Origin of the sequence: Paracoccus caeni, from assembly GCF_016629665.1 — a bacterium.
Taxonomy (GTDB): domain Bacteria; phylum Pseudomonadota; class Alphaproteobacteria; order Rhodobacterales; family Rhodobacteraceae; genus Paracoccus; species Paracoccus caeni.
The window spans coordinates 70,992-88,273 of sequence record NZ_JAEPRQ010000003.1 but is presented as its reverse complement, the minus strand read 5'-3'; the positions used below and the strand labels follow the sequence as shown (position 1 = coordinate 88,273).

Genomic DNA, 17,282 nt, shown 5'->3' with positions numbered 1-17,282 from the left:
CAGAGCCTATTTATTGTCCAATTCGGGCGTCGGTGGGCGGAACATACCGGGCGTCTGGCCAATGCTTTTGCGGAACATGTATCCGAAGGCGCTGGCGGATTCGTATCCCATATCCAGCGCAACCGAACTGATCTTTTCACCCGAGGCAAGCCGCGAAATGGCATGCAGCACCCGCGCATGCTTAAGCCAACGGGCAGGCGACATGCCGGTTTGAGAAACAAACAGCCGCTCAATCGTCTTGCGGCTGGTCGGTGCCGATGACAGCCATCGCTGGATCGACACAATGTCTCCGGGATTGTTCAACGCCGACAATGCAAGCGGACGGATGCGGCTGTCCCGCGGCAGCACCAGTGATAGCGGCACATCCGGCGCGACGACCAACTCTTTCTGCAGAAGATCGTGCAGGGTGTTATGGTGGGCGGCGCTGCGGGCAACATCCGGCAAGGTCGCCCGCATCAACGCGTTCAGCAAAGGCGTCATCGCAATGACCCGGCACGCCTGACCCAGATGCACCGCCTCGGCGCGGTTCACATCGACATAGAGCATCTCGTTATTGGAACTGGTGCGCATCCAGTGCCCGGCATCCGGAGGAATCCAGATCGCCATGGCGGGGCTGAGCAGCAGCACATGAGTTTCGGTGCCGACATACATTGTGCCCGAGATCGACGAAATCAACTGTCCAAAGCTGTGACTATGCCAGTCGGTAGCCTCGCCGGATGCAGAGCCGACAAGTTCAGCAAGATAGCGGGGCCGTGTTGGTCCAAAGATCATGCGTTGATCACGAATGGGCATAAGATGATATTGACGATTTCTCGATAGATTATGCCCAAGCATCGATAAAGGGTCGAGGCGATCTTTGATATCCCCCTCTTGGGTCGCGGTGGTCGGCCGCAAAAGGATACCAAGATGAGCGCGCGCAGCCTCCACACATGGTTTGCCATCGGCCATCTCGCCAATGACTGGCCAATCGCCGCTTTGTGGCTGATCGTTCCGGCTGCGGGGATGTCGATGGCACTGGCGCCTGCCGAGGTCGGGCTGCTGTTCACGGTCCTCAATATCGGCGGCGCGCTGGCCTATTTACCTGCAGGGATGATCGCAGATCATGCGCCGAACCGGGGGCGCTGGCTTCTCGCAACGTTCTGGTGGATCGTGATCGGCTATGCCGCTGCGGCCTTCGCGACGGACTTCTGGTCGCTCGCCCTTTTGCTGGCGATAGCTGGTATGGGAAACGCTGCGTGGCATCCGATTGCAGCGGGCATTCTGGCGCAGGACAGCAAACAAGGGCGCGGCTGGGCCTTGGGCATCCACGCCATCGGAGGATCGGCGGCCGAGATTCTGGCTCCGCTTTTGGTCGGGCTCATGCTTCTATGGGTGGGCTGGCGCGAAGCGCTGATCGTCTCGGTGCTGCCGACGCTGATCGTCGGGATTTGCCTGCTGCGCGTGGTGCGTCGCGTCCCGATCATCTCTGCCCGACCACTGCGCCGGAAGGATTTGACCGTGCTTCTGGCGACATGGCGCGGCGTGAATGGTCAACGCATCGGGATGATCTGTCTCTACAACATGGCTCTGATGGCGCTGCTGAGCATGATCCCGCTTTATCTGGTCGAGGCCCATGGTCTGGGCAGCGGGACGGTCGGGGTCATCTTTTCGGCGATGCTGGTCCTGGGCGCGGTGGTGCAGCCATGGGCCGGGCGAGTCTCGGACCGCTCGGGGCGGCGACCCGTTCTTGTCGTCGGGACTGCATTGGCGGGGCTGGCCTGTCTGGTTCTGGTAGCGACTTTGCCGTTATGGGCGGTGATCGTGACGATGATCATTGCTGTCGCCGCGCTGGATGCGATCCGTTCGACCATGCTTGCGACGGCAGTGGATCATACCGGGCGAAGCGAGGGGACGACATTGGGCCTTGCCTTCGCGCTGATGGACGGGATCGGGGCGCTTGGTGCGGTTCTGGCCGGATTTGCTGCCGGGGTTTCTTGGCCGCATATGTTCGGGCTTGCCGCATTCTGCGCCTTCGGTGCGACGATGCTTGCGACAACGCTGGCGATCAGTCGGCCATCAAACGGTGAATGACACTCAGGCGCTTTCCGAATCGGTCAGCGGACGGATCGTCACCCAGCATTCGTCATTCGTGCCAAGCCCCGCCTTCTCGCATTGCGGCGCCGTCAGGTTGAAGAAGAACACGTCCGAGCCCTTGCCCCAAGGCCGGATGTTGCGGCGGAACGGACCCGCCTCGTTCAGCATCACATCCGCCGGGAAAGCTGCGGTGCGGCCGGGCACGTATTCAGGCTTCACGACGATGTAGCGCGGCAGAAACTCTTCCTTGCGCAGAACCCTTGTCTGGAAGGAAATGGCGGGACGCTGATCGGTCTTTTCTGCACTCATCGGGCGCGGCCTTCTTGGGAATGTGACCGCAGCATAACGCAGCGACATCACACCTGTCATCCGGCGCTATCCGGCCCGAAATGCTGCACCTCCAGCCCCTTCGCGCCGGGACCATCGGCTGCTGCCGTATCTCCGGGGTTGAACATCCGGCACGCCTCGTGCGACAGACAGCCGCAGCGGATACATCCGCTCAGCCTGTCTCGCACCAGTTCCAGCGTCCTGATCCGTTCTTCGAGGTCCGCCCGCCAGCCTTCCGATATCCTCTGCCACTCATCCTGCCCAAGCGCATCGCCCGACACAGCCGGACCAAGCGCATGACGGATGGATGCCAAAGGTATCCCGGCGCGCTGACCCGCCTTGATGATCGCCAGAATACGCAGAGAGGCTCGGGAATAGCGTCGATGACCAACGGCGTTGCGCGTAGAGCGAAGAAGGCCCTCGCGCTCGTAAAAGTGGATCGCAGAAATCGCGATGCCGCTGCGCCGGGACAATGCGCCGACCGAAAGGATCGGAGGCAAAGTTTTATGGTTATTGATATCGTTGGACATTTAACACTTGTCCTGAACTATGGTTGAGGTCTTAGGGTCGCAGACCAACGGAAGATTGGCAAGGAGCAGGCAATGGCAGTCGGCAATCGGATCGGGGTGATCCTGGGATCAATCCGCGAAGGGAGGGTGAATGATCGTGTGGCCGCATGGGTGATCGACCAGTTGAGCGATCATGGTTTCGAGACGCGGGTGATCGATCCCGCCGACCCGGCACTTCTGCCGGTGCAGATCGGCGATACCGAGGCGACCACGCGGCTGCGCAAGCGGATGGAAGGGCTGGACGGTTTCGTCATCGTCACCCCCGAATATAACCACGCCGCGCCCGGTCAGCTTAAGACGCTGATCGATGCGGTGATTTCCGAATGGTGGGCGCGGCCCGTGGGGCTGATCAGCTATGGCGGCATCTCGGGCGGGCTTCGGGCCATCGAATCGCTGCGGATCGTGCTGGCCGAGGTGCATACGGTGACGCTGCGCGATACGGTCAGCTTCGCCTCGCCCTGGCGCAAGTTCGACGAGGCGGGGCATATCCTTGATGCGAACGAAGCCGCCGCGGCCGAGGCCGCGATGGCGATCTTTGCGCATCGTCTGAAATGGTGGGCAGATGCGCTGGCCGAGGCACGGCAAGCGCGGCCCTATACACCGGAGGCCGGGTAATGGATCGTATCCTTCTTGACCCACGCGCTTGGGGGCTGATGCTGGCCGCCACCCTGACGATCATGTCGAACGCCACGATCACACCCTCACTGCCGGGGCTGCAGGCCGAGTTCGCCGACAATCCCCTTGCCGCGACGTTGACCCGGCTGCTGATCACCGCGCCTTCGCTGCTGGTGGCGATCATCGCGCCGTTTGCGGGGGCGCTGACCGACCGGCTGGGACGACGCAGGCCGCTGCTGATCGGGCTGATCGTTTATGCGCTGGCCGGAACGGCTGGGCTTTATCTGAACTCGATCGAGGCGATCCTTGCCAGCCGGCTGGTGCTTGGGCTTGGGGTGGCGACGATCATGGTCGCACAGGCCGCGTTGATCGGGGACTATTTTCAAGGGCCAGAGCGGGGTCGCCTTCTGGGCTATCAGATGGCCGCAACCAATGTCGGCGGGCTGATCTTCGTCACGGCTGCGGGCGAAATGGCGGCAATCGACCCCAGATTGCCCTTTGCCATCTACGCACTTGCAATCGTTTTCTTTCCGTTCATCTGGCGCGTCCTGCCCGAGCCTGCACCTGCTGCGACCGGCCACGACAACGCCATCCCCGAGGCAGAGCCGGAACCGGGCTGGCAATTCACTGTCGCGGTGATGTCCGTGGCGGCGGGGTTGACATTTGTCATCTTCTACGCGGTGCCGACGCAGCTTCCCTATCACCTGCAAGGTCTGGGCATGCCCGATCCGCAGAAGGCCGGTTACGTCATGGGGTCGATGATGTTCGCGGCGGCGATCATGTCGGTGGTCTCGGGCTGGATCCGGCCTTGGCTGGGGCGGATCGGGACGCCGGTTTCGGGCTATCTGACGCTGGCCATGGGATTTTCCGCCGTGGCATCCGGCGACACCTTGGGCGTCGAAATGATCGGGACCGCCTTGATCGGAGCCGGTCTGGGATTATGTATGCCAACGTTCATCACCACTGCGCTGAACGTGACCCCTGCCCGGCATCGGGGACTTGTCTCGGGCGCTGTCACCTCGGCCATTTTTCTGGGTCAGTTTCTGTCACCGCTGGTCACGCAACCTCTGGTCGAACGTCTGGGCTATGCGGGTGCCTTTGGCGCCGGTGCGGCGGGCTTTGTCGTTCTGGCCGTGATCCTGACCCTGATGCTGATGCGGCAAGCGCCGCCCCGGCCGACGCGCATATCCTGATCCGTCAGGCAAAAGAAGGAGACCGGCATGACCGGCATCATCGAAATCGACCACCTGTCGAAGCAATATGGCAGCGGCACCAAGGCGCTGAGCGATGTCAGCCTGACCATCAACGAGGGTGAGATCATCGCCCTTCTTGGCCCGAACGGTGCGGGCAAGACCACGCTGATCTCGATCATCTGCGGGCTGGTGGTGCCGACCGGCGGCACCGTCCGGGTCGGCGGCCATGACATCCGCACCGACTGGCGTGCCGCGCGACGGATGATCGGGCTGGTCCCGCAGGAAATCGCGCTTGAGCCGTTCGAGAAGGTGATCAACAGCGTCCGCTTTACCCGCGGCCTTTACGGTGAAGGCCCGGACGACGCCTATATCGAGCAGGTTCTGCGCAGTCTGGCGCTGTGGGACAAGCGCGATGCGGCGACGAAAGAGCTTTCGGGTGGGATGAAGCGGCGGGTGCTGATCGCCAAGGCGCTGGCCCATCGCCCGAAGGTGCTGTTCCTTGACGAGCCGACGGCGGGCGTCGATGTCGCGCTCAGGCGCGAGATGTGGCAGGTGGTTGAACAACTTCGCCGCGACGGCGTGACCATCATCCTGACCACGCATTATCTGGAAGAGGCAGAGGAAATGGCCGACCGCGTCGGCGTCATCAATCACGGTCAGCTTCTACTGGTGAAGCCCACGGCGGAACTGATGGATGAATTCGGCAAGAAGACCCTGACGATCGAGTTGGACGAGCCTTTGCCGGAAATCCCCGCAGCGCTTGCCGACCGCGATCTGTCGCTGACCGAGGGCGGCAAGGCGCTGCGCTATGACTATGACACGCGGGCGGAACGGACGGGGATCGCACGGCTTTTGGGCGATCTCGCCGCTCATGGGATCACGGTGCGGGACGTCTCGACCCGGCAGTCCAATCTGGAAGAGGTCTTCATGACCCTTGTGACCGAGACGCAGGATGAGGTGACAGCATGAATATGGGGGTGAACTGGCCCGGTATCTGGGCGATCTTCCACCACGAAATGATGCGCTTCTTCCGCACCATCATGCAGTCGCTGTTGTCGCCTGTCCTGTCCACGATGCTGTATTTCGTGGTCTTCGGCGCGGCCATCGGCGGGCGCATCCAGTCGGTCGAGGGCGTCGCCTATGGCGCGTTCATCGTGCCCGGCCTGATGATGCTGACGGTGCTGCAACAGGCGGTCAGCAATGCCAGCTTCGGGATCTATTTCCCGAAATTCAGCGGCACGATCTATGAATATCTGGTCTCGCCCGTCGGCTGGATCGAGGTCACGCTGGGCTTTGTCGGCGCGGCGGCGGCGAAGGCCATGCTGATCGCGATGATGATCCTGCTGACCAGCTTCTTCTTCGTCGATCTGCACATCCTGCACCCTTTCTGGATGCTGGGCTTCCTGTTCCTGACTTCGGTCGGTTTCAGTCTGCTGGGCTTTATCATCGGTCTCTGGGCCAAGTCGTTCGAGCAGTTGCAGCTTGTCCCGATGATGGTGATCATGCCGCTGGTTTTCCTTGGCGGGGCCTTCTACTCGGCCAACATGCTGCCACCCTTCTGGGAAGCGGTGGCCAAGCTGAACCCGGTGCTTTACCTGATCTCGGGCTTCCGCTGGGCGTTCTTCGGCATGGCGGATGTGCCGGTCGGCGTGTCGCTGCTCGCCGTGGGCGTCATGATCGCGATCTGTCTGGGCATTATCCGCTGGATCTTCGCGACGGGCTGGCGGTTGAGAGAATAAGGACGACTTGCAAAGGTTGGTCCGATCATCATGCTGGCGTCATTTACCCAAAGGATTTGACGCCGCATGACCGACAGGCCAATTGACCGCGCCCGCAGTATTCTGGAAGCCGCCGTCTCGCCGCCGGACGATTTCGGCGAACTGGCCGAGTTGACAAGGCAACTCTCGCCAGAAGATCTCGGCGATCTGATCCCCTTGGCATGGCGCGTGCGTGGCCAGCCGGGATTGGACCGCCGCATCGAGCCCTTGGCCAGCTCCATCGAGTTCTCGGGCAAGCAGGCTGTCTTCCGCGCGCAGTCCTTCGACGAGGGGCTGTCGGCGCTGCGCTGGCTGATCGACAACTGGACGCCCGAACCGTCACCTGATCCAAGATATTCGCCCGAGGACGTTAAGCTATCGCGCATCATCCACCTGCTGCGGTCGATGATCCTGCGAATGCGCGAAGAGCCGGAGGCCGAGACCCGTTCCCGCCTGCAAAAGATGCTGCCCCTGCTGGACCGTCGCCACCAACCGGAAGAGCGGCTGGCGGCGGCAAGTCTTGCACAGGACCCCGCAGCAATCGCCACCGCCTTGGCTGCTTGGCAGGCCTCGACCAAGGGTGAACTGGCGCGAACCGAACGCGGTATCTATGCCAAGGCAGGTGCGCTGCCCCTGATCCGGTTTCTTGAACACAGATATCTGCCCTATGGCGCGCAACCAGATCCCGAGGCGAGGGATGCCTTTGCCACGCTGGTGGCAAGCACCCCTGATTATGCCGATTTCGCGCGCAGTATCGTGGAACAGGCCGTCATCCGAATGGCCGACATCGCCGAAGGCCGTGTCAGCTACAAGGCCGATGGCGCGTTCGTCGTCGATGATTGCGGCGCGATTGCGCGGGCGGTGATGTTCGGATTGGCGCGGTCTGAACAGTGGTGCATGGCGGCAATCGGTCCGATCTGGCGCATGGCCTCAGTCGCGCCGGACCCAAAGGCCAAGACGATGCCGTCGCAATCGCTGACGCTTCAACTTGCGAATGCGACGATTTACGAACCGCGCCCGGAAGCGATTTCGATCATGCGAGACGTGGCCGCCTCTTGCCGCCACGCGGGCGTCAAGAAGAAGCTGGAGCGCCTGCTGCGCACCGCCCGCAGTTCGCTGATCGCCCGTCCCGAAGGTCTGCTGGATTTGCCCGCCGATGAGCCGATTTCGAAGGATATGCAACTGCCCTTTCGCGATGCGGTGCAGTCGCTCATGGCAGAGCCTGCGGCACTTCCTGCGGTGCTTTGGCTGCAGCGCTTCGGCCCGGACCGCAAGCATGCATGGAACCTGTCCCGCGATCTGATCTGGCAGGTGGTCGCGGACGGGAAGGACATGGCCGTCACCGCCATGCCCGTTCACAGCGGCAAGACCCTTCAGTGGCGGTTGCAGGATAACGGCACACGCCCCTTCGATCCCAATGATCTGGTGCGATTGTGGCATCCGGTCGAAACGCCGGACGAGCTTGCAAAAGAATGGCGTTTCAGGCTTGAAGAGAACGGTCAAAATCAACCCTTCCCGCAGGCCGGTCGTGAGATTTACCGCCCCGCGTCGTCCGAGATGGACGGTCGGGTCATTTCGGCCTTCGCCGGGCAGATGATATCGGGAACCCCGCTAATGGGACTGGCGCGATCACAGGGCTGGCGTTTCGGCTTTGACAACGAGTTGCACCTGCATCTGTCGGGGGTGGATTTCACCTTCTCCGCAGGCGCGCGGGCCTATCCCGGCTCAGGAGGAGGCGGCACGACCGGGAACCTTTGGCTTGTTGGCCCGCAAAAGCGGCTGGATCAGGTGCCCGGACGTATCCTGTCAGAAGTGATGCGAAAAACCGATCTGCTGGTCAGCGTCGGCGGGCGGTCTTAGACCCCCCCGGCTGACCGCGCTGCCGATATTTTTTATTCGGTTTGCACCCGGATCAGCGCGGTGATCGGCTTTCCGTCCATCAAAACCGGCTGATGGTGATCGTCGGCCAACAGGATACCGATGACATGCTCGCCACGCGGCTCGGGGCAATGGCCGAACCGCGCGACGATCAGATTGCCGCCGAAATCGCTGTTCATGCTGTTATAGGGCCGTCCTGGGATATTGCAGCTATCACCGTCGGGATCGATCTTCATATGAACATGACCGCAGCGTGGATCGCCTCCGCAATCGCCCGCAGGCATCAAGCGGAAATTGCTGCTGACCACCACGCCAATCGCGCCCTCATCGTCCGTGCCCAAAGGGATCGTCGCACCCTCGGGTGGCCAAACGATCTGCAAGCTTGGCGGCTCATCCGCGATCAGCGGCGCGGGAACAAGAATGGTCAGGAAGAGCATCATCGATAAAGAGCGCATGGAAACCTCATGTGGATGTAATCGATGATTACATATAGCCGATCCAAACGGATTGCGCAGTAAATAATCGGTGATTACATTACTGTTCAGAGGTGCCCCATGACCGAACAGGAAAAGTCCTATCACCACGGCAATCTGGCTTCGGCCCTGATCGCAGCTACGGTAGAGATCATCGATGAGCGCGGCGTGGACGGGCTGTCGGTGCGAGAGGTGGCGAAGCGCGCCGGCGTCTCGCCCGGCGCCCCGTTCCGGCATTTCAGCTCCAAGGCGGCGCTGCTGACCGCTGTTGCCGAGCAGGCGATGGAACGGCTGGTCGCGGCGGTCGAGGTTGCGCAGGCTGACGATGACGACACCGACCCATTAGCGCAGATCGAGCGGATCGGTCTTGGCTATCTGGAATGGGCGACGCAAAACCCGACCCATTTTCAGATTGTCAGTTCCCGCAGCCTGATCGACTTCAACGGCTCGGCCACGCTGCGGCAGATGAATGATGGCATTCGCACGCGCATGGCCGATCTTCTTGAGAGGGCGCAGCAGGCAGGGCAACTGACTGCGAATGCGGATACCGAGGCGCTGGTCCTGTCCTGCCGCGCATTTGTCTATGGTCTGGCGCGGATGGCAGCGGACGGGCATTTCCCAGAATGGCACCCGAATGGCGAGCCTCTGGACCTGATGCGCCGCGCGCTGGCCGATTTTATCGCCGGAATGCGCGCCTGAACGACGGCGAGAGAGCGTCGGGCATTTTACAAGTGCCGATAAACCACGATCAGCGGACAACCCAAGGCGGCCTCCAGTGCCATCACCTGTTCTGTCGTCAGTTCACCGATAGCAGGGTTAGCCGCCTCAACAGCAAAGCGCCCGAAGGCGACGGGCCAGACATAATCAAGCTGCGCGACCGTAGCGCTGGCCCCGCAACAAGGCAGCGCATCAGCCTGCATCCGAAAGCCCGGCGCGATACCATTGACCGGGTCCGCCATTCTCGTAGGCACATAATCGCGATCCATCATATCACCCCACACGGCCTGATCGATCTCGACACCGCATTGCGGGCAGGTGATCTCCGAAAAGTTCTCGCCACAATCAAAGAATTCGATTGAGTCATGTCGGATCAGGCTGACCTGACCGCCAGCCCCGATGATCTCGCGCAACAGATCACGCCCCTGTCCTTGACGCAGTTCAACCGGCACGTGCCCGACATCGCGGGGAACAAGGATGATCGAATACTGCGACACAACATCAGCGCCTTGCGCGAATGCTGCCGCAAATCCTCGCCTGCGGGTCCAGCCGGACATATTCCTGCGCGGTGATGACATGCATATCGATCGAGCGGTTCCAGCCGCCGAACCACCGCTCACGAATGCCCGCGCGGTAATAGTTGCCCATGATCTCATCGACATAGGGCGGGATGATCGTGGTGCCGGGCAGGCGCGGGGCGTGGAAACCGATACTCGCCCCCGGCCCCAGACAGGCATTGGGCAAACTGGTCAGAATACTGCAGGCCGACCGGCAATAGCCGCGAATCCGCACGGTTTTGCCAGAGCGGGCCAGACGGTCGCGATATTGGACCATCTCCAGCACATTGCCGCCGCCATTGTTGATCACGTCGATGAAACGGCCCCCGTCGCGCTGCTGCGACAGCACCGCATCCGGCATAACCGCCATGAACAGCGCAGCCATCAGCGCCGGAACAAGCTGGAAGATTCTTCTTTTCATGCCAGAGGTATCCTCCGAATCCCTGTCGGCGAAAAGCCACGGATGCGTGAAGGCTGACAGCGCCGCCAAACGCCAAAAAAATGCGCGACTTCTGCGTTACACTCCCTGTGGATAAAATCCGATATGCTCAATTTGCACAACTTATGCATGCGGCTTCGTGGCACCATCCCGGCACTGGCAAACAGAACGGAGTTCAAGCCATGTCGAGTCGAATCCTTTGGACTGCGGTGGGGGTTTTATCGATCCTTGCCGGTATTCTGGCCTTCGCGAACCCGCTGGCGGCGACGCTGACCGTTGAACAGCTTGCGGGCTGGGCGTTTCTGATCATCGGCATTCTGGAACTTGTTACGGTGTTTCAGGAACGGGACTGGGCGGGTCGCATCTGGGCGATCCTGCTTGGAGCGGCGTTTATCCTGTTGGGGATCGTGCTGCTGGCACGACCGCTTGAAGGGATCGTGGCGCTGACGCTGACTGTAGCATCGCTGTTTCTGGCGGCAGGCATCCTGCGGGTGGTGCTGGCCTTTTCGCTCAAGGGAACCAATGCCTTCTGGCTGATCTTGGTCAGCGGCTTTCTGGCCATCCTGCTGGGCCTGATCATCCTGGCCAACTTCCCGGCTTCGGTGGCAAGCGCTCTGGGCATCCTGCTGGCGATCGAGCTGATCTCGAACGGGGTCTCGATGCTTGCACTTTCATGGACGCGGCCTCAGAGCCCCGCGACCGCGTAAACGTTTCAGAGGGGCGGGCGCTTCCGCCCCTCTGCCATCCCGACGCCGCCTTTCAGACAGCTTGCTTTTGCGCATGGCTGGCCCTATCTGCGCCAGATGCACATGAACCCGCCCGATCTGCGCCCCGATCTAGCCCGTGCCCGTATCCCCGAAGAGCGGCGTGACGGCCAGCCGACTATCGGCATGGTCAGCCTTGGCTGCCCGAAAGCGCTGGTCGACAGCGAACGCATCCTGACCCGCCTGCGGGCCGAAGGCTACGCGATCAGCCCCGATTATACTGGCGCCGATGCAGTGATCGTGAACACCTGCGGCTTTCTGGACAGCGCCAAGGCGGAATCGCTGGAAGCCATTGGCGAGGCAATCCGCGAAAATGGCCGGGTGATCGTCACCGGCTGTCTGGGGGCCGAGCCTGAATATATCACCGGCGCGCATCCCAAGGTTCTGGCCGTCACCGGCCCGCATCAATACGAATCCGTGCTGGATGCGGTGCATGGCGCGGTGCCGCCATCGCCCGATCCCTTCATCGATCTGCTGCCCGCCAGCGGCGTCAGCCTGACCCCCCGGCATTACAGCTATCTGAAGATTTCCGAGGGCTGTAACCACAAGTGCAAATTCTGCATCATCCCCGACATGCGCGGCAAACTGGTCAGCCGCCCGGCCCATGCGGTCTTCCGCGAGGCTGAAAAGCTGGTGCAGGCCGGGGTCAAGGAATTGTTGGTGATCTCGCAGGACACCAGCGCCTACGGCGTGGACCGTAAATTCGCCGAGGAACGCGGCCACCGGGCGCATATCACCGATCTGGCGCGCGATCTGGGCTCGCTTGGGGCATGGGTGCGGCTGCATTATGTCTATCCCTACCCGCATGTGCGCGACCTGATCCCGCTGATGGCCGAGGGGCTGGTGCTGCCCTATCTGGACATCCCCTTCCAGCACGCCCATCCCGACACGCTGAAACGCATGGCCCGGCCTGCGGCGGCGGCGCGGACGCTGGACGAAATCGCCGCATGGCGGGCGATCTGCCCCGAGATCACTTTGCGCTCGACCTTCATCGTCGGCTATCCGGGCGAGACGGAGGCAGAGTTCCAGACCCTGCTGGACTGGCTGGACGAGGCGCAACTGGATCGCGTCGGCGCGTTTCAGTATGAGAATGTCAAAGGCGCGCGGGCTAATGATCTGGCCGATCATGTCCCTGCCGAGGTCAAGCAGGACCGTTTCGACCGCTTCATGGAGAAGGCGCAGGCGATCTCCGAGGCGAAGCTGGCCGCCAAGATCGGCACCCGGATTGAGGTGATCGTGGATGAGGTCGATGCCGACGGCGCAACCTGCCGCACCAAGGCCGACGCCCCGGAAATCGACGGCAACCTGTTCATCGACGAGGGCTTTGAAGATCTGAAACCCGGCGATATCGTCACCGTAACGGTGGACGAGGCCGGGGAGTATGATCTTTGGGGACGTTTGTGAATTCCAAAGCCAAGGGCAGTGCCCGACCGCTGGCAGCCTTGTGGAGCCCCATCAGCACCGCGCCTGTTGACGAACGCCCCTCAGAGATGAGGGCAGCGATCAGCCGCGGATGGGCACGGGAACAGTCGTATTTCGCACTTTATGGTGCCACCCCTTCGAAGATTTCTGTCGCGCGGAACCTCCCCGAAGTGCCCAGCCGGGGGGCGGCTGGTCACTGCCCGGCGGTGCCTTTCAGGCACCTTGATTCCGGGCGGGCGCTTCGATTTCGGGGCAGCCCGTGACCCTTCGCAACCGCCTGCCCGCCTTCATCGCCGATCATTACGAAGTCCATGAATGGCGCCATGCCAGCGCCATCCTTGCCCATGACTTCCCCAACGAATGGCAGGACATCATCGACGTTCTGACCGCCTTCCGCCTTCGCCGCGAATGGATCGAGGTCGGCGGCGGCAACAAATCCCGCGTCTCGGCCTTCATTGATGGCTTCCTTGACCAGCGCGGCTGGCGCGAGCGGCAATTTCGCACCGGCATCGTCGTCGATGATCTGATGAAGGAAAGCCCGACCCACAAAGTCGATTGCTTCAAGAACGGCATCGGGCTTGAGATCGAATGGAACAACAAAGACCCGTTCTACGACCGCGACCTGAACAACTTCCGCCTTCTCTTCGATCTGCGGGCGCTGAGCGTCGGAGTGATCGTCACCCGCGCCGATGAATTGCAGCACATCTTCCGGCAATTGGGGCGCGGATCGTCCTACGGGGAATCGACCACGCATATGTCAAAGCTGTTGCCGCGAATTGAAGGTGGCGGCGGGGCGGGATGTCCGCTATTGGTATTCGGTATCACCAAGGCTCTATATCTGGACACGGGAGGCAACGTTGAACAGCGCGTCGGATGACCTGTTGGCGACCGCCCAGTCGGCAAAGTTCGGCACAATCCTTGCCGATCCGCCCTGGCAGTTCCAGAACCGCACCGGCAAGATGGCGCCCGAACACAAGCGCCTGTCCCGCTATCCGACGATGACCCTGGACGATATCTGCGACCTGCCTGTCGAGGCTGTCGCGGCCCCCCGTGCCCACCTTTATCTCTGGGTGCCGAACGCGCTTCTGCCCGAGGGGCTGAAGGTGATGGAGCATTGGGGCTTCAAATACAAATCCAACCTGATCTGGTACAAGGTCCGCAAGGATGGCGGCCCGGACCGGCGCGGCGTCGGCTTTTATTTCCGAAACGTGACCGAAATCCTGCTCTTCGGCGTGCGCGGCAAGGATGTCCGCACCCTTGCCCCCGGCCGGTCGCAGGAAAACATCATCTCGACCCAGAAACGCGAACACAGCCGCAAACCGGACGAGCAATACGAGCTGATCGAATCCTGTAGCTGGGGTCCGCGCCTGGAAATGTTCGCCCGAGGCCCGCGCAAGGGCTGGACCGTCTGGGGCAATCAGGCCGAGGAATATGAACCCGACTGGCCGACCTATTCGAACCATTCCCAAAGCAACGTGGTGAAGCTGCGTTGATCACCATCAGCGCGGCATTCGACCCCGAAGGCAAGCCGCGCAAGCCCGGCGCCTTGTGCATCGGCGCGCAAAAGGCCGGCACCTCATGGCTGGCGCAGATGCTGGGGCAGCACCCGCAGATCTGGATCCCTCCGTTCAAGGAGGCGCAGTATTTCAACCACCTGTTCCTGCCCGACCACCGGCAATGGACCGGCTGGCACTATCGCAACAAGCTGAAGGAAATCCGCGAAAGGCATGTGAAGCGCAACGTGCCGATGCCGCCGGAACTGGATGCCTATCTGGTCGATCTGACCTCGCGGCGGATGTTTCACAACCAATGGTACAAGCGCATCTTCGCCCCGGCGCCAAAAACGGCGATGCCGATGGATTTCACCCCCGAATATTCCGGCCTGCCGGATGAGGGCGTCGATTACATCCATGATTTCATGCCGAAAGCGCGGGTGATCTATCTGATCCGGCATCCGGTCGATCGCGCGGTGTCGCAGCTACGGATGAACCTGCGCCGGAAAAAATCCGCCCCTGCGACGATTTCCGAATGGCTGACCGCCATCGAAGATCCGGTGCTGATCGAGCGTGGCGACTATGCCAGCTACCTGCCTCGTTGGCTGGCGCGCTTTCCAGACATGCTGGTGCTGCCCTTCGGACGCATCGCCCGCGACCCGGCGGCGGTCATGGATCAGGTCGAGACCTATCTGAAGATCGGCCCCTACCCCTATAGCGGTATGCGAAACAAGGTCTTCGCCAATCCCGAAGGGCTGCACCCCCCGCCCGAGGTAATCGCCGCGCTGGAAGCCCGGCTTCAGCCGCAGCTTGATTTTCTGGCCGACACAATCGGTCCCGAATTTGTCGAGGAAATCAGATGAGATTGCTTTGGAAAGCCATCAGCCTTGTCAGCGTCGGCTTTCTCTTCATTATGATCGCTGGCTACGTGGCCAGTCTCTGGCTGCCGTCAGGCGGCCTCAACTACGGCTCGACCTGTTTCTGGACGGATGCGATGTTCGTCTTTGTGCGCTGCGGTGAAAATGCGCCTTTCGGTGAAACCCGCGAGGCATTCTACAACCTTCATTTCTTTGTGCTTCTGCTGATATCCGCATTCTTCAAGCACAAACCAGAACTGCTGCCGATGGCGATTGCGGCCTGGTCGGCGATCATCATAGCGGTTGTGGTCATCGTCCGGTTCTTTTACTCGCGGCTCCGATGGCCTAAATAGCCTCAAAGTTTGCGAGGAGTTCTCCGATGGCGGCCTATCAGTTCGTCTACCACATGGACGGCGTGTCCAAGACCTATCCCGGCGGCAAGAAGGTCTTTGAAAATATCCGCCTGAACTTCCTGCCGGGAGTGAAGATCGGCGTGGTCGGCGTCAACGGCGCCGGTAAATCGACGCTGCTGCGCGTCATGGCCGGTTGGGACAAGGATTTCACCGGCGAAGCTTGGGCCGCCAAAGGCGCGACCGTCGGCTATCTGCCGCAGGAGCCGCAACTGGACGCCTCGCTCAACGTGCGTGAAAACGTCATGCTGGGCGTAGCCGCGAAAAAGGCCAAGCTGGACCGCTACAACGAACTGGCGATGAACTACTCCGATGAGACCGCCGATGAGATGGCGGCGCTTCAGGATGAAATCGACGCCCAGAACCTGTGGGATCTGGACAGCCAGATCGACGTGGCGATGGAGGCCCTGCGCTGCCCGCCCGATGATGCCGATGTCGAGACCCTGTCCGGCGGTGAGCGCCGCCGGGTCGCGCTGTGCAAGCTGCTGCTGGAAGCGCCCGACATGCTGCTGCTGGACGAACCGACCAACCACCTTGACGCGGAAACCATCGCCTGGCTGCAAAAGCACCTGATCGAATATCCGGGCACGATCCTGACCGTGACCCACGACCGCTATTTCCTTGACGACATCACCAGTTGGATTCTGGAACTGGATCGCGGCCGCGGCATCCCCTACGAGGGCAATTACTCGGCATGGCTGGAACAGAAGGCCAAGCGTCTGGCGCAGGAAGCGCGCGAGGATAAGGCCAAGCAGAAGACGCTGGAACGCGAGCTTGAATGGATCCGCGCTGGCGCCAAGGCCCGTCAGGCCAAGCAGAAGGCCCGGATCAACGCCTATAACGAAATGGCCAGCCAGTCCGAACGCGACAAGCTGACCCGCGCCCAGATCATCATTCCGAACGGCGAACGCCTTGGCGGCAAGGTGATCGAGGTTTCCGGCCTGAAAAAGGCCATGGGCGACAAGCTGTTGATCGAAGGTCTGGATTTCGCCCTGCCGCCCGGCGGCATCGTTGGCGTGATCGGCCCCAACGGCGCCGGTAAATCGACCCTGTTCCGCATGCTGACCGGCAACGAACAGCCCGACGAAGGCTCGATCACGCTGGGCGATACCGTGCATCTGTCCTATGTGGATCAGTCGCGCGATGCGCTGGACGCGAACAAGACCGTCTGGGAGGAAATCTCGGGCGGTGCCGAGCAGATCGTGCTGGGCGACGCGCAGATGAACAGCCGCGCCTATTGCAGCGCCTTCAACTTCAAGGGCGGCGATCAGCAGAAGAAGGTCGGGCAATTGTCCGGCGGTGAACGGAACCGCGTTCACATGGCAAAGCTGCTGAAATCCGGCGGCAACGTGCTGCTGCTGGACGAACCGACCAACGATCTTGACGTGGAAACCCTGCAGGCGCTGGAAGCCGCGCTGGAAGATTTCGCCGGTTGCGCGGTGATCATTTCGCACGACCGTTTCTTCCTCGACCGGCTTTGCACGCATATCCTTGCCTTCGAAGGCGATGCCCATGTCGAATGGTTCGAAGGCAACTTCGAAGCCTATGAGGAAGACAAGGTCCGCCGCCTCGGCCCGGATTCGATCGAACCGAAACGGGTGAAATACAAGAAGTTCACCCGCTGAACTGACGCTGACCTTCCCGTCACCTTGGCGTTCGGGAAGGTCATCTGCGCGTGTGCCACTTTGGCAAGGCGCGCCCAAACCGGCAACAATCCGCCACCCTCCTGAGCAAAAGC

20 protein-coding genes are annotated in these 17,282 nt (G+C 61.5%); 14 read left to right on the top strand and 6 right to left on the bottom strand.

The window, feature by feature from the left end:
* Positions 1-6: 6 nt before the first annotated feature.
* Positions 7-948 carry a helix-turn-helix domain-containing protein gene (locus tag JJJ17_RS09930; RefSeq protein WP_200685953.1) on the bottom strand — a complete coding sequence of 314 codons (942 nt, stop codon included), beginning with the start codon at positions 946-948 and terminating at the stop codon, positions 7-9.
* On the opposite strand from JJJ17_RS09930, the gene JJJ17_RS09925 reads away from it, so the two are divergent.
* Positions 907-2,070 (top strand): MFS transporter, encoded by a 1,164-nt coding sequence (locus JJJ17_RS09925; protein WP_200685951.1) that lies wholly within the window; start codon positions 907-909, stop codon positions 2,068-2,070. The two genes, JJJ17_RS09930 and JJJ17_RS09925, sit on opposite strands and share 42 nt — an antisense overlap.
* Positions 2,071-2,073: 3 nt before the next feature.
* On the opposite strand, the gene JJJ17_RS09920 is transcribed toward JJJ17_RS09925, so the two are convergent.
* Both JJJ17_RS09920 and soxR read right to left on the bottom strand, forming a co-directional pair.
* Entirely contained in the window at positions 2,074-2,382 is a 309-nt protein-coding gene (locus tag JJJ17_RS09920; protein ID WP_200685949.1) for a hypothetical protein, read from the bottom strand.
* Positions 2,383-2,438: 56 nt separating this feature from the next.
* Entirely contained in the window at positions 2,439-2,930 is a 492-nt protein-coding gene (soxR, locus tag JJJ17_RS09915) for a redox-sensitive transcriptional activator SoxR (protein ID WP_200685947.1), read from the bottom strand.
* Positions 2,931-3,002: 72 nt separating this feature from the next.
* On the opposite strand from soxR, the gene JJJ17_RS09910 reads away from it, so the two are divergent.
* The 5 genes from JJJ17_RS09910 to JJJ17_RS09890 all read left to right on the top strand — a co-directional run bounded on the left by JJJ17_RS09910 (position 3,003) and on the right by JJJ17_RS09890 (position 8,394).
* Entirely contained in the window at positions 3,003-3,584 is a 582-nt protein-coding gene (locus JJJ17_RS09910; RefSeq protein ID WP_200685944.1) for an NADPH-dependent FMN reductase, read from the top strand.
* Positions 3,584-4,777: an MFS transporter gene (locus tag JJJ17_RS09905; RefSeq protein ID WP_200685941.1), complete on the top strand. Its 1,194-nt coding sequence runs from the start codon at positions 3,584-3,586 to the stop codon at positions 4,775-4,777. Before JJJ17_RS09910 ends, JJJ17_RS09905 begins: the two co-directional genes overlap by 1 nt.
* A gap of 27 nt (positions 4,778-4,804) precedes the next feature.
* The gene (locus tag JJJ17_RS09900) at positions 4,805-5,746 is read left to right on the top strand and encodes an ABC transporter ATP-binding protein (RefSeq protein WP_200685939.1); all 942 of its coding nucleotides are present in this window, start codon (positions 4,805-4,807) and stop codon (positions 5,744-5,746) included.
* Positions 5,743-6,516 (top strand): ABC transporter permease, encoded by a 774-nt coding sequence (locus JJJ17_RS09895; protein WP_234464021.1) that lies wholly within the window; start codon positions 5,743-5,745, stop codon positions 6,514-6,516. The genes JJJ17_RS09900 and JJJ17_RS09895 overlap by 4 nt, the downstream gene beginning before the upstream one ends.
* 66 nt (positions 6,517-6,582) lie before the next feature.
* Entirely contained in the window at positions 6,583-8,394 is a 1,812-nt protein-coding gene (locus JJJ17_RS09890; protein WP_200685937.1) for a DUF4132 domain-containing protein, read from the top strand.
* A gap of 32 nt (positions 8,395-8,426) precedes the next feature.
* Here the strand turns inward: JJJ17_RS09890 and JJJ17_RS09885 are convergent, their stop codons facing one another.
* Positions 8,427-8,867: a hypothetical protein gene (locus JJJ17_RS09885; protein WP_200685935.1), complete on the bottom strand. Its 441-nt coding sequence runs from the start codon at positions 8,865-8,867 to the stop codon at positions 8,427-8,429.
* Between the two features lie 99 nt (positions 8,868-8,966).
* Between JJJ17_RS09885 and JJJ17_RS09880 the strand changes: the two genes are divergently transcribed.
* Entirely contained in the window at positions 8,967-9,584 is a 618-nt protein-coding gene (locus tag JJJ17_RS09880) for a TetR/AcrR family transcriptional regulator (RefSeq protein WP_200685933.1), read from the top strand.
* 26 nt (positions 9,585-9,610) lie between these two features.
* On the opposite strand, the gene JJJ17_RS09875 is transcribed toward JJJ17_RS09880, so the two are convergent.
* Both JJJ17_RS09875 and JJJ17_RS09870 read right to left on the bottom strand, forming a co-directional pair.
* Positions 9,611-10,015 carry a hypothetical protein gene (locus JJJ17_RS09875; RefSeq protein ID WP_200685931.1) on the bottom strand — a complete coding sequence of 135 codons (405 nt, stop codon included), beginning with the start codon at positions 10,013-10,015 and terminating at the stop codon, positions 9,611-9,613.
* A gap of 88 nt (positions 10,016-10,103) precedes the next feature.
* Positions 10,104-10,580 carry a hypothetical protein gene (locus JJJ17_RS09870; protein WP_200685929.1) on the bottom strand — a complete coding sequence of 159 codons (477 nt, stop codon included), beginning with the start codon at positions 10,578-10,580 and terminating at the stop codon, positions 10,104-10,106.
* A gap of 200 nt (positions 10,581-10,780) precedes the next feature.
* On the opposite strand from JJJ17_RS09870, the gene JJJ17_RS09865 reads away from it, so the two are divergent.
* From JJJ17_RS09865 to ettA, 7 genes are all read left to right on the top strand, one after another.
* Positions 10,781-11,305 carry an HdeD family acid-resistance protein gene (locus JJJ17_RS09865; protein ID WP_200685928.1) on the top strand — a complete coding sequence of 175 codons (525 nt, stop codon included), beginning with the start codon at positions 10,781-10,783 and terminating at the stop codon, positions 11,303-11,305.
* 96 nt (positions 11,306-11,401) lie between these two features.
* Positions 11,402-12,766, top strand: a complete 1,365-nt coding sequence (gene rimO / locus JJJ17_RS09860) for a 30S ribosomal protein S12 methylthiotransferase RimO (protein WP_200685927.1) — start codon at positions 11,402-11,404, stop codon at positions 12,764-12,766.
* 277 nt (positions 12,767-13,043) lie between these two features.
* A complete protein-coding gene (locus tag JJJ17_RS09855) occupies positions 13,044-13,661 on the top strand; it encodes a BglII/BstYI family type II restriction endonuclease (RefSeq protein WP_200685926.1) in 618 nt (205 codons plus the stop codon).
* Complete coding sequence (locus JJJ17_RS09850) at positions 13,642-14,277, top strand: MT-A70 family methyltransferase (RefSeq protein ID WP_200685925.1); 636 nt, start codon at positions 13,642-13,644, stop codon at positions 14,275-14,277. The genes JJJ17_RS09855 and JJJ17_RS09850 overlap by 20 nt, the downstream gene beginning before the upstream one ends.
* Positions 14,274-15,140 carry a sulfotransferase family protein gene (locus tag JJJ17_RS09845; protein ID WP_234464020.1) on the top strand — a complete coding sequence of 289 codons (867 nt, stop codon included), beginning with the start codon at positions 14,274-14,276 and terminating at the stop codon, positions 15,138-15,140. Before JJJ17_RS09850 ends, JJJ17_RS09845 begins: the two co-directional genes overlap by 4 nt.
* Positions 15,137-15,487: a hypothetical protein gene (locus tag JJJ17_RS09840; RefSeq protein ID WP_200685924.1), complete on the top strand. Its 351-nt coding sequence runs from the start codon at positions 15,137-15,139 to the stop codon at positions 15,485-15,487. The genes JJJ17_RS09845 and JJJ17_RS09840 overlap by 4 nt, the downstream gene beginning before the upstream one ends.
* 26 nt (positions 15,488-15,513) lie before the next feature.
* Entirely contained in the window at positions 15,514-17,169 is a 1,656-nt protein-coding gene (ettA, locus tag JJJ17_RS09835; RefSeq protein ID WP_200685923.1) for an energy-dependent translational throttle protein EttA, read from the top strand.
* The last annotated feature ends 113 nt before the right edge of the window (positions 17,170-17,282 follow it).

Coding starts and splice junctions, on each gene's coding strand:
- JJJ17_RS09925 (WP_200685951.1), top strand. CDS start 907: ATGAGCGCGCGCAGCCTCCACACATGGTTTGCCATCGGCCATCTCGCC.
- JJJ17_RS09930 (WP_200685953.1), bottom strand. CDS start 948: ATGGCCGATGGCAAACCATGTGTGGAGGCTGCGCGCGCTCATCTTGGT.
- JJJ17_RS09920 (WP_200685949.1), bottom strand. CDS start 2,382: ATGAGTGCAGAAAAGACCGATCAGCGTCCCGCCATTTCCTTCCAGACA.
- soxR (WP_200685947.1), bottom strand. CDS start 2,930: ATGTCCAACGATATCAATAACCATAAAACTTTGCCTCCGATCCTTTCG.
- JJJ17_RS09910 (WP_200685944.1), top strand. CDS start 3,003: ATGGCAGTCGGCAATCGGATCGGGGTGATCCTGGGATCAATCCGCGAA.
- JJJ17_RS09905 (WP_200685941.1), top strand. CDS start 3,584: ATGGATCGTATCCTTCTTGACCCACGCGCTTGGGGGCTGATGCTGGCC.
- JJJ17_RS09900 (WP_200685939.1), top strand. CDS start 4,805: ATGACCGGCATCATCGAAATCGACCACCTGTCGAAGCAATATGGCAGC.
- JJJ17_RS09895 (WP_234464021.1), top strand. CDS start 5,743: ATGAATATGGGGGTGAACTGGCCCGGTATCTGGGCGATCTTCCACCAC.
- JJJ17_RS09890 (WP_200685937.1), top strand. CDS start 6,583: ATGACCGACAGGCCAATTGACCGCGCCCGCAGTATTCTGGAAGCCGCC.
- JJJ17_RS09885 (WP_200685935.1), bottom strand. CDS start 8,867: ATGCGCTCTTTATCGATGATGCTCTTCCTGACCATTCTTGTTCCCGCG.
- JJJ17_RS09880 (WP_200685933.1), top strand. CDS start 8,967: ATGACCGAACAGGAAAAGTCCTATCACCACGGCAATCTGGCTTCGGCC.
- JJJ17_RS09870 (WP_200685929.1), bottom strand. CDS start 10,580: ATGAAAAGAAGAATCTTCCAGCTTGTTCCGGCGCTGATGGCTGCGCTG.
- JJJ17_RS09865 (WP_200685928.1), top strand. CDS start 10,781: ATGTCGAGTCGAATCCTTTGGACTGCGGTGGGGGTTTTATCGATCCTT.
- rimO (WP_200685927.1), top strand. CDS start 11,402: ATGCACATGAACCCGCCCGATCTGCGCCCCGATCTAGCCCGTGCCCGT.
- JJJ17_RS09840 (WP_200685924.1), top strand. CDS start 15,137: ATGAGATTGCTTTGGAAAGCCATCAGCCTTGTCAGCGTCGGCTTTCTC.
- ettA (WP_200685923.1), top strand. CDS start 15,514: ATGGCGGCCTATCAGTTCGTCTACCACATGGACGGCGTGTCCAAGACC.